This window comes from Bacillus cereus (genome assembly GCF_002567495.1).
Classification (GTDB): domain Bacteria; phylum Bacillota; class Bacilli; order Bacillales; family Bacillaceae_G; genus Bacillus_A; species Bacillus_A cereus_AQ.
In genome coordinates this window covers 1-470 of record NZ_NVAP01000131.1, presented here as the reverse complement: position 1 = coordinate 470, position 470 = coordinate 1, and the positions used below count along the sequence as shown (strand labels likewise).

The following is a 470-nucleotide window of genomic DNA, read 5'->3' as shown; positions in this document are numbered from 1 at the left end:
ACAACCAGATGAATCTTTGTGTTTAGCCCCCTTTTGTGCGTCCCATGTCTTGATTTCCACCGACGGCTCCTGCCGCGTGTGGATGAACTTTACAATGAGAAGCATCCACCATTACCCATTCATAATCTGGTTCGTCTATTAGCTTTGTCAGGAGTTTATCCCAAATCCCTTTATCGCACCATCGCTTATAGCGACGGTGTACAGCGTTAAATTTTCCATACTCACTCGGCAGATCACGCCATGGAGAACCCGTACGTATCATCCATAAACAGGCATTCACAAATAGACGATTATCGTTGGCGTTACAACCGCCCCATTTTCCGAGTAATTCCGTAAGGAAAGGCTCTAACTTATTCCAATTCTCATCTGTTAAATCATGTCTGTTATATGGATTACTCATAGCTAATTCATCTCCAATATGTTTTTGATTATATTTTAACAGATGTTACACCTTTGTGTAGACACTATCT

At 41.5% G+C, this 470-nt stretch carries 1 pseudogene; it reads right to left on the bottom strand.

Annotated elements, in window-relative coordinates:
• Positions 1 to 400 (bottom strand): annotated as a pseudogene (locus tag COK05_RS30805) (IS5 family transposase); the annotation flags it as partial.
• Between the last annotated feature and the right edge of the window lie 70 nt (positions 401 to 470).